The organism is Kitasatospora sp. NPDC059812 (assembly GCF_042732075.1).
GTDB lineage: Bacteria > Actinomycetota > Actinomycetes > Streptomycetales > Streptomycetaceae > Kitasatospora.
In genome coordinates this window covers 1-9,292 of record NZ_JBHWIO010000040.1, presented here as the reverse complement: position 1 = coordinate 9,292, position 9,292 = coordinate 1, and the positions used below count along the sequence as shown (strand labels likewise).

The 9,292-nt window shown below is 71.0% G+C and carries 8 protein-coding genes; 5 read left to right on the top strand and 3 right to left on the bottom strand.

All coding sequences use genetic code 11. From position 1 onward, the window contains the following. From ACFV6D_RS20780 to ACFV6D_RS20770, 3 genes are all read left to right on the top strand, one after another. Positions 1-513: hypothetical protein (locus tag ACFV6D_RS20780; protein ID WP_380560677.1), on the top strand; the 513-nt coding region annotated here is incomplete at its 5' end. Positions 514-615: 102 nt separating this feature from the next. Next, positions 616-2,103 (top strand): S1 family peptidase, encoded by a 1,488-nt coding sequence (locus tag ACFV6D_RS20775; RefSeq protein WP_380560676.1) that lies wholly within the window; start codon positions 616-618, stop codon positions 2,101-2,103. A 426-nt stretch (positions 2,104-2,529) separates the two neighbouring features. Continuing rightward, the gene (locus ACFV6D_RS20770; RefSeq protein WP_380560675.1) at positions 2,530-2,970 is read left to right on the top strand and encodes a hypothetical protein; all 441 of its coding nucleotides are present in this window, start codon (positions 2,530-2,532) and stop codon (positions 2,968-2,970) included. Between the two features lie 122 nt (positions 2,971-3,092). Here ACFV6D_RS20770 and ACFV6D_RS20765 read toward each other — a convergent pair whose 3' ends face one another. Further along, positions 3,093-5,384, bottom strand: coding sequence for a hypothetical protein (locus tag ACFV6D_RS20765; RefSeq protein ID WP_380560674.1), 2,292 nt, complete (start codon positions 5,382-5,384; stop codon positions 3,093-3,095). A gap of 248 nt (positions 5,385-5,632) precedes the next feature. Here ACFV6D_RS20765 and ACFV6D_RS20760 point away from each other — a divergent pair, with 248 nt between their 5' ends. After that, on the top strand, positions 5,633-6,328 hold the full coding sequence (locus tag ACFV6D_RS20760; RefSeq protein WP_380423368.1) for a DUF4241 domain-containing protein: 696 nt from the start codon (positions 5,633-5,635) through the stop codon (positions 6,326-6,328). 246 nt (positions 6,329-6,574) lie between these two features. On the opposite strand, the gene ACFV6D_RS20755 is transcribed toward ACFV6D_RS20760, so the two are convergent. After that, entirely contained in the window at positions 6,575-7,051 is a 477-nt protein-coding gene (locus tag ACFV6D_RS20755; protein ID WP_380560673.1) for a GNAT family N-acetyltransferase, read from the bottom strand. 138 nt (positions 7,052-7,189) lie between these two features. On the opposite strand from ACFV6D_RS20755, the gene ACFV6D_RS20750 reads away from it, so the two are divergent. Further along, complete coding sequence (locus ACFV6D_RS20750; protein ID WP_380560672.1) at positions 7,190-7,930, top strand: ArsR/SmtB family transcription factor; 741 nt, start codon at positions 7,190-7,192, stop codon at positions 7,928-7,930. Positions 7,931-8,152: 222 nt separating this feature from the next. Here ACFV6D_RS20750 and ACFV6D_RS20745 read toward each other — a convergent pair whose 3' ends face one another. Next, on the bottom strand, positions 8,153-9,148 hold the full coding sequence (locus tag ACFV6D_RS20745) for a hypothetical protein (protein WP_380560671.1): 996 nt from the start codon (positions 9,146-9,148) through the stop codon (positions 8,153-8,155). Positions 9,149-9,292 lie beyond the last annotated feature (144 nt).

Here is a 9,292-nt window from a genome sequence, read left to right as displayed (position 1 = left end):
TCGCTCTACCGCACCACCTGGACCCGTGCCACCGGTTGGGGATCCTGGACGATGACCGGCGACTGGAAGTTCACCGACAGCCCCACCACCGTCTACAACCCGGACACCAAGACCGCAGAAGTCTTCGCCCTGACCGCCGACGGCACCATGGCCCACATCTACAACACCAACGGCGCAGGCTGGTCCACCTGGTCACTCATCGGCCCCAGCGACTGGAAGTTCGCCGGCACCCCCGCCGTGGTCTACAACCCGGTCAGCAACGCCCTCGAACTCTTCGCGACCGGCACGGACCGATCGCTGTACCGCACCACCTGGACCCGAACCAAAGGCTGGGAAGCCTGGACGATGACCGGCGGCTGGAAGTTCACCGAGAGCCCCACCACCGCCTACAACCCGGACACCAAGACCGCAGAGGTCTTCGCCCGCATCACCGGCCTCATGGCCCACGCATCCAACGCCAACGGCGCAGGCTGGTCCGACTGGTCCATCATGGTCCGCCGGGCACCCAAGTGACCGTAGCCGACCACCCGAGGGCCCTGTACCCCTCAGCCCGTGTCCGCAGTTCCTCGACCGTCGAGGCTCACAAACCGTCAAGGCCGGCAGGGGGAGATCCTGATGTTTCGCTCACGCTCACGTACCGCCTGGACGACCGGGGCTGTCACCGCCGCCGTCCTCACCAGTGCCCTGCTCACCGGCACGCCCGCGCCCGCCGTCAGCGGTGACATCGCGCCGACCGGCTCCTACGCGTTCACCGCCAAGATCGACATCGGCGATGGCAGACGCGCCTGCAGCGGCGCCCTGATCGACCCGTTCTGGGTCATCACCGCCGCCGCCTGCTTCGCCGACAACCCCGACCAGCCGACGACCCTGCCCGCCGGCGTGCCCGCACTCAAGACCACCGTCACCCTCGGCCGCACCGACCCCACCACCACGGGCCAGGTCCGCGACGTAGCCGAACTCGTCCCCCGCACCGACCGCGACCTCGTGCTGGCCCGGCTCGCCGCCCCCGTCACCGACATCACTCCCCTGTCCGTCGCCACCGGGGCACCCGTCCAGGGTGAAACCCTGCACGTCGTCGGCTACGGCCGGACCCGGACGGAATGGGTGCCCGACAAACTCCACGGCGCGACCTTCGGCGTGAACGCGGTCACCGCCACCGGCATCGCCATCACGGGCGTCGCACCGGCCGGCGCGACCGTCTGCAAGGGCGACACCGGAGGCCCCGCCGTTCGCGAGACGGGCGGCACCGTCCAACTCGTCGCCGTCAGCAGCACCTCCTGGCAGAAGGGCTGCCTCGGCAGCACCGAAACCGCCCGCGACGGCGCCGTGAGCACTCGCACCGACGACCTCGTCGACTGGATCAAGTTCGTCCGGTCCGGCACGATGCCGCCCCAGGCACCCGGCGTCCTGCGCTGGTTCCTCTCCGACTCCGCCCAGTCGGATCTCTCCACCCGGGCGACGTTCGACTTCGGGAGGAGCCCGATGCTGCCGCTGACGGGCAACTGGGACGGCATCGGCGGGGACACCCCCGGCGCCTACGACCCCACCACCGCCCACTTCTACCTGACGAACTCGCTCGACGGTGGCCCCAGCAGCACCGACTTCGGGTTCGGAAATCCGGGCGACGTCCCCGTGGTCGGCCGGTGGGACGGCGGACGCACCAGCGAGGTCGGGATCTACCGCCCCAGCACAGGCGCGTTCCACCTGCGCCACCACGACGGCACCGTGACGTCCTTCAGGCTCGGCGACGGCGGCAACTGGAAGCCGATCGCCGGAGACTGGACGCACAAGGGCTTCGACACCCCGGGGCTGTTCAACCCCGACACCGCCACCTTCTACCTCGTGAACTCCATCCACGACGGCGAGGCCGACATCACGTTCAGGTTCGGTGACCGGGGGGACACACCCATCGCCGGAGACTGGAACGGCAGCGGCACCACCCAGGTCGGCGTCTACCACACCGCCGGCAGTGTCTTCCGCTTCCGCGGCGCCGCCGCCGGATCCACCACCCTCGTCTTCTACGGCGACAGCGGGTTCCCGGTCACGGGAGACTGGAGCGGCAACGGCAGGTCGACCCAGGGCATCGTCGTCCCCGGCCGCTGAACCATCTCCACCCCGGCCAGCAGCACCTCCTGGCCGCCATCGGCATCACACCAGCCCACTCCGTCCTCGACCTACCAACAACCAGCGGACGGGGTGGGGCGGGAGCCAGGCCGGATTGCGAGGCCGCCGGGCTATCTGGCGGCCGTCGCGTGCGCATCGCCTTCGTCGCCGAGGCTCGGGCCCGCGGCAAGAGCTGCGGGCCGCGCGGGCGGAGGACGGGTCCAGCGGCGCCGCCGAGGTCAGGTGGAGCGACTCCGCGACCTGAGTCAACTTCCTTGTCAGTTGGTATTGATGATGTATGGTCAGGTCAGTTTTGCAGGTCACTGCGGTGACGCTGCTGGTGGTGCCGGTGGTGCCGGTCCCGGCGTATCACCCCGGGAAGGACTCCGGGATCGACCGCCGCCTGACCAATCCGTCGTCGACGGTGTGACACCGGTGATCGGCATTGGGAGGGGCATCATGAACGGCAGGATCGTGACTCTGCTCGGCGTACCCGTACTGCTCGCGGGGGCGGTGCTCGGGGCGGCCCCGGCGCACGCCGGCACCGGGGTGCGGATCGACGGCGCGACCGTTTCCGGTGGCGCCTCGGCGACGGTGAACGTCACCATCGCGTACTCCTGCGACGCCGGCGATTTCGTCGCGTCCGCGACCGTGACCGCCGAGGACCGTACGTCCGGCGCCCTTGGCTACGCACGTTTCACCCCGAACTGCACGGGCACGAATGTCCAAGTGACCGTCCCGGTCACAACTTTGAACCAGAGCCGCTACGCCGCGGGTGACACGGCGGCCGTGCGGGCCTCACTGCTCGACGCGACCGATACCGAGGTGGTCGGGAGCATCACCCGGCTCACCGTCGGCACCGCGTAGCCGGGCCGGCTGCGGGCGGGGGGGGGCGGGGGGGGGGGGGGGGGGGCGCCCCGGGGGGGGCGCCCCCCCCCCCCCCCCCCCCCCGCGGTACGGGGTACGAGGTGCGCGGTGCGCGGTGCGGGCTACTTCTTGGCCGGTGCCTTCGGGACGGCGTTGTACGGGTTGTGGTGGTGGTCGCCGATGTGCAGCTGCTCCTCCGGCGCGCCGGCGAGCTTCGGCAGGACGTGGGTGCCGGTCGGGTCGGTGATGACGATGGCGTCGCCGTCGCGGCGCACGTCGTGCGGGGAGCCCTTGGCGTAGGAGGCGAGCTCCGCGCCCGGGCCGGTGGGGGTCGAGTCGGCCACCGTACCGAACACGTTCGTGGGCAGCGTGAGTGCGGTAGCCGTCGCGCCGAGCGTGGTGTTCGCGGACTGCTCGCCGCCGTACGCGGCGCCGAAGGTGGCGCCGCCGGTGACGGTGGTGCCGGCGGGCACGGTGACCGGCACGGCGGTGCCGGAGGTCCCCTGGAGGGTGACCACGCCGCCCTGGACGTAGCCGGTGGCCGAGCCCGCGTTCTGGGCCTGCTGCCAGCCGGCCTGCTGCTGGAGGACCGTCCCGGAGTCGGTGAGGGTCTGGTTGACCACCGGGGTGTCCGCGGTGAACCAGGTGCGGTAGGTGGACAGGATGCCGGCGAGGGTCTGCAGGGCCAGCTTGTCGTCGGTCAGGTTGGACTGGTGCATGAAGAAGGGCCGCGGGTCGTTGGACAGCACGTACCCGAGGGTGATCCTGACCTGCAGCGGCAGGACGTAGCTCGACCAGGCGGTGTTCGGGTCCAGCGGTGCGATGCAGGTCGTGGTGGCCGGGTTGGCCTCGCAGTTGCCGCTGCCGCCGTTCGCCTTGGAGGTGTAGAGCCAGTTGTACTCGCTCACCTCGTCGGCCTGGGTGGAGACGTTGTAGAACACGTTGACCGGGTGGCGCGGGGTGCCGAGCGCGGAGGCGATCTGACGCTGCCCGCTCTCGCGGGAGGCGTCGACGCCGAGCCACTGGATGTTGTCAGCGCTCAGCGCGGCCAGGAAGTTCGGGTTGTCGTCGGGCTGCTGCGGCAGCATCACGGTGCCGGAGTGCTCGCCCGCGACCAGCTCGTTCGGCCGGAACGGGAGGCCGTTGGCCTGGGCGAACTGGATGTTCTGGGTGATCTGGGAGCTGATGGTGGGCTGGTCGACGTATTCGATGGCGCCCGAGGCGTCGGTCTGGCACCGCCAGGGGATCACCGAGAAGTCCTGCACGCAGCCCAGGAACGGGTGGTCGTAGGTGTGGTTGACCCACCGGAAGCTGTTCTTGTTCGCCAGCAGCGCGTCGCTCAGCGGGTCGTCGCCGCCCTGCTCCTGCTGGTACTCGACACCCGGGCCGGCGTTGAACAGGAAGTCCAGGGTGTAGCCGTTCTGCTGCTGCCAGTTCACCGTGTCGGTGACGTCGGAGGCGGCCATCCGGATGGGCGTGGTGTCCGGTACGCCGGCGGCGCAGTCGCCTTCGCCCGGGGTGCACTTGCCGCTCTGGCTCCAACGGGAGTTGGCGTTGAACAGGTCGTCGATGTGTGCCGAGAAGTAGTTGCGCCAGTAGCCCAGGTGGACGCCCCGCGTCACCCAGTCGACGATCCCGTGCGCGAGCAGCCGGAACTGCTGCTGGTCGTAGTTGTACGCGAAGGTGAGGACCAACTGCTGGCGGCCGCTGCTGGTGTAGACGCCCGCGAGCACGCCCTGCGTCGAGGTGCCGGGCACCGTCTCGGTGAGGAACGGTTCGAAGTGCGAGCCGGTGGCCGGGTTGTCGGGCACCGGCGTGGCCAGCGCGCCGTACGAGCCGCTGCCGCCCGCGGTGCCCTCGAACGGCACCGGGCCGTTGAGGTAGCGGAAGGCGTCGGCCCGGGCGGAGGAGGACGCGGTGGCGGTGGTCGCGTCGAGCGAACCGGTCCACGCGGGCGTGCTCAGACCGGTGTTGGTGCCCGGCCACACGTAGGAGTCGACCTGTCGGACGTGGTAGGCCTGCTCGTAGCCGGTGAGGGCGGAGAGTTCGGCGGTGGAGAGCCGGCTCGGCGCGTCGTTGGGCAGGACGACGCCCTCGAAGTGGCCGTGCGGTGTGCCGTCGGCCAGGGCGTCGGCGAGGAAGGACGCCGTGAGGGTGGCGCGGTTGCTGCTGGTGAGGTCGACCACGGTGGTCGGCACGCCCTCGGAGACCAGTTGCTTGTGGATGCCCTCGACCCACGGGTTGCCGTCGGTGACGACGAGGACGTTCAGGTCGACCCGGGAGGTCGCGGCCGCGGCCGGGACGACCGTACCGAGGGATATCACCGCGCCGGCCACGACCAGCGCGATCAGCGGCAACGCGCGGAACGGCGTCCGGCCCGCGCGCGGGGCAGGACGGGGTTTCAGGAGTCTCATGGCGCCCACCCTGGCGCAGCGGGCGGTCGCTACGGCCGCGTTCCGACAGACCTTGACCGATCGATGGCGGGGTTTTTGGAAACGGTTCTCGTTTCGGAAGCCTCCCCGTAACCGGCCTGCGCGCCCGTGCCCCTGCGGCCCGGTCAGAACCGGCCGCGCCGGGCGGGCTGCGGCACCGGGGGTTGTCTGCGGCGGTGCGTATCGTCCGGGGCAACAGGTGCCACAGGAGTGAGAAGGAAGGGGCGGGAATGGACGAGGTCAGGCCAGGGACGCGCGAGTACCTCGACGGACTGTTCATACCGGGCCTGCGGATCGGCGGCGATGCGCACACCCCGTACAGCTGGATCGAGATCGCCGAGGTGCAGGAGGTCACCGCAATCCGGCTGCCGAGCGGCCGGTTGGTCGTGGACTCGCCCTGGATCACCGGGCCGCCGCGCGAGCTCGCGTTCCGCATCCCGCCCGGCGAGTACCCGGTGGACGTCTCCTGGGCCAACTGGCCCCACCTCTCCGACGGTTACTACACCGAACATCGGGAGTGCGCCGCAACACGCCTGCGCGTGCGCGACGAGCCGGTGGTCACGTGGGAGCTCGCCCTCGGCGTGGGCGAGGACCCGGCCCTGCGCGCTGCCGGCGCGGGATTCGCGGCGGAGGACGCAATGGGCTGCTTCGCCGACACCACCGCCTGGCAACCGCTGACCGAACCCTTCCGCCGCTACCTGGCCGACGTGACCGCCGCCGGATTCGGCGGCCCGCCGGTCGGGCGGGGCACCGAAGACCTCTGCGAGGGCTACTTCGAGCTCGCCCGCGACGAGGGATGCCGGGCCGACCTGCTGGCCTTCGGTGTCCCGGAAGGCTGGGGCCAGGTCTGGGCGGGCCGTGCGCGCGACGGCGAGATCGCGGTGGTCGTCGTCCCGGGCCCGGTGCCCACCAGCCCGTGGGACTGAGAGGGCCTGGTGAGAGCCAGCCCGGCCCTGCCGCCGCGTCGAGGTCTTTTACCGACCAGCGCGACTCCGGGCCACGCATAGCCGATGGCCGGACGGAGGCGACCTGACGGCAGGCCCCCGCCGCCGCTCTGCCGGCCGCGGGGGCCCAGCCCGTCGGCTACTCGGGCAGGGGCCGCATGCTCACCCGCTACTGCCGTCCTTGAGGATCGGGCAGAACACGGCATGCAGCACCGCGGTACTGCGGATTCAGGGGGCCGACGGCGGGTCGAGGTCCTTGGTCATGAAGACCCTGCTGGTGCCCGGCGGATCGCACGGGACTTCGCCCAGGCGTCGCCAGCCGTGCTTCGCGTAGAAGCCGGGAGCCTGGAAGCTGATCGTGTACAGGACCGCCGTGCGGCAGCCGCGTGCGCGGGCTTCGCTTTCGGCCCGGCGCAGGATCTCACTGCCCAGGCCGCCATGGCGCAACTCGGCCGGCAGGAAGAACAGGTCGAGGAAGAACAGCCCGAGTGAGGTGCGACCGGTCAGACCACCGATCACCTGGGAGGTCACGCGGTCACGCACCAGGACGGCCAGCGGGCGGCGGTCGTCGACGGCTGTCGAGTCGGTGTTGAACCGGTCCAGGGCGTCGGAGACGAGCGATACGTCGGTGGGATTCGGGGCGTCGGTGACCGTGAAGCCGATGCCGGGCCAGAGGTTCGATGGCGTGCTGTCGGTGGCGGGCATGAGGCTCCCAGGGCGGTTGGCGGACGGTGTGCGGGCACAGGGCACAGGGCGCGGGGCACAGTGGCCTCGGCCGGTACGGGACGTTAGGGCGTGGACGCTTCGGCCGAGCCCGAAGCGAGATCGACGACAATCGGGGACATGGACCATCAGCGCGAGGGCCGGGACGTCGGCGTGGACCTGGCCGCCGTGGCCAGGCTGCTGGCCGACGGCACCAGGGCGGACTTCTGCCTGGCCCTGCTGGACGGCCGGGCCTGGACGGCCACGGAACTGGCCCGCCATGCCGGTGTCGCGGCCTCGTCCGCGACCGAGCACCTGAACGTGCTCGTACGTGGCGGACTCCTCGTCGAGGAACGCCACGGACGCCACCGTTACCTGCGGATGGCCGATCCGCGCGTGATGGCCCTGATCGAGAGCCTCGCCGCACTCGCGCCGCGCCACACCCCCAGGCCGCGTTCGCTGTCGGGCTCAGGGCGACAGCGGGCCCTGGCCCGCGCGCGGCTCTGCTACAACCACCTGGCCGGAGAACTGGGCCTGGCCGTCACCGACTCGATGGCCGCCCGCGGCCTGTTGGAGTGGGGAGCCGATCCGTCGCTCACCGCCGAAGGGGCGGCCTGGCTCCACGACCTGGGCATCGCACTGCCCGACGCCTCCCGCAGACCGCTGGTACGCGCCTGCCTGGACTGGACCGAACGACGCCCGCACCTGGGCGGGGCCGTCGGCGCCGCCATCTGCGGGCACGCCCTGGCCTCCGGGTGGCTGACCCGGATCGGAACCACCCGTGCCCTCGCCCTCACGGACCTGGGCAGACACGAACTGCGCGACCACCTCGGAAAGCCTGCGACCACCGAACTGCCGCCCTGGGACCGCGAGGCGGATTAGCGGCCTGGGATGAACGGTCCCGGTGCTGGTGAGACCGTGACGGTGGAAGGGCCGCGCGGGCTGGGTGAGTTGTGACGCCTGGTCCCCGACCGCTCCGCACGACGCCCGGCCCGCCGTCGCCGGACAAGCACCAAACTCGTCCTCGCCCACGACGCCATTCACTGCTCACCCACCGGTCGAACCGCCGGCAGTCACGCCCGACCCCAACTTCACCCAGGGCCGTTACTGCATGACTTCCCGGCACGGGTGCTCGAAGGAGAGCGGGCAGTAGTAGAGCTGCATGTTGTAGCTCCGCCCGATCTGGATGCCGATGTCGCCGTCCGCGTCGCGGTCCTCGACCGGGTCCCAGCCGCTGCCGTCCAGAACGCCGGAAGCGATCGTCAGCAGCGGCACCATGGCGGATTCGCAAGCGGTGCACCGGATCACCGACGGATCGCGGAAGCTCCACGGCCCCCAGCCACCGACCTTCCACCCAGGGGCGACCGACAGCTCGTACTGGTAGTAGGCCCGGAACTCATCGGCGTACCAGGACCTCGGATCGGTGCCGGTGAACTCCCGCTCGCACCAGTCCTCGATCCGGTCCGCGAGGTCGGCCTCCAGCTCCAGCGGCGCCGGGTACTCCATCACCACCTCCGGGTGCAGCACGCACGGCTCGGGCACGTAGTTGCCGTAATTCTCCACGTCAGCCGGCAGCGGCGGATCGGTCAGCAGCGCGTCGACCTGTGTGGAAGAGCCCCACACCACCCTGGCCGCCGGCATCCACGACGGATCGTGGTTCAGCGGACACCACAGCACCTGCAGCATGTCCGCGCCCTCGGGGCACGGCAGCGAGGGGATGTCGCGCGCGTAGAGCTGGGCCACCGGCAGCAGGGCGTTCGGCTTCCGGGTCCATGGATGTCCCGCGCGCGTCGCGTCCAGAGCAGCCCGCTCCTGGTCGGTGGGGCTGTCGTCGGCCCAGCCCTTCTCATGGAGCTCCCGGCGCCGCCGGATGTCCGCCAGCGACACCGGCAGATCGCCCTCGTCCTCCTCCGGGTGCGGGCCCTCGCACACCGGCCACGGCTCACCGGCCGGCCACAGCAACGGGCCCCCGACCGAACTGTCGTGGACGGTCGGCTCGCCCAACCGTGGGTGCAGGCGCGCCGTCTGCCGCGCCAACGGCACCAGTTCCGGGAAGGCCGCGGCGATATCCACCCGGCGCGGCGGTGTGACACGGACCATCGAGGCATCTCTTTCGGACGGCGGACAGGCATACGGACCTTAGCCGCCGCCACCGACACTGATAGTTCTAACCGGGTCCCTGGTGGTCGTGGCTCTGCCACTGACTGACGCCCTGCTGGGCTGTCCTCCGGTTGTTCTGTCCGG